The organism is Mitsuokella apri, assembly GCF_047974105.1.
In the GTDB taxonomy this organism is placed as follows: Bacteria; Bacillota; Negativicutes; order Selenomonadales; family Selenomonadaceae; genus Mitsuokella.
Window position 1 is genome coordinate 1 of sequence record NZ_JBHYRS010000016.1, and the last position, 692, is coordinate 692.

Here is a 692-nt window from a genome sequence, read left to right on the forward strand (position 1 = left end):
TCAGATTTCTCTTTAGCAGGCACCTGTGTTTGTGGTAAACAGTCGCTTGGGCTTCTCTTCTGCCGCCGGCTCCAGCTTCAAGAGTAAATCTCTTCACCAGCTCCGGCCATCCTTCTCCCGAAGTTACGGATGCATTTTGCCGAGTTCCTTAACGAGGGTTTTCCCGCGCACCTTAGGATTCTCTCCCCGCCTACCTGTGTCGGTTTTGGTACGGGTACATGATGTCTCGTTAGAAGCTTTTCTCGACAGTGTAGTACGCTTGAATTCGGATTGTACCGAAGTACGCTCCTATCTGTCAGTTCTCGGCCTTGAGTGAGGGATTTGCCTCTCACTCAGCCTACCGCCTTCGACGCACATTTCCAATCGTGCGCTCAAGCTCCTTGCTGTGTCACTCCATCCTCAAACAACATCATGCAGTACAGGAATTTTCGCCTGTTGTCCATCGCCTATGCTTTATGCCTCGGCTTAGGTCCCGACTTACCCTGAGTCGACGAGCGTTGCTCAGGATCCCTTAGGCTTTCGGTGGATCCGATTCTCACGGATCGTTTCGCTACTCATACCAGCATTCTCACTTCCAAACGCTCCAGCCGTCCTTCCGGTCGACCTTCAACGCCTTTGGAACGCTCCCCTACCGATGCTTGCGCATCCCGCGACTTCGGTTCTGTACTTGAGCCCCGGATATTTTCGGCGCA

Annotated in this window: 1 rRNA gene; it reads right to left on the bottom strand. The window is 53.0% G+C overall.

From position 1 onward, the window contains the following. Positions 1-692 (bottom strand): 23S ribosomal RNA (locus ACE419_RS11510); the annotation flags it as partial.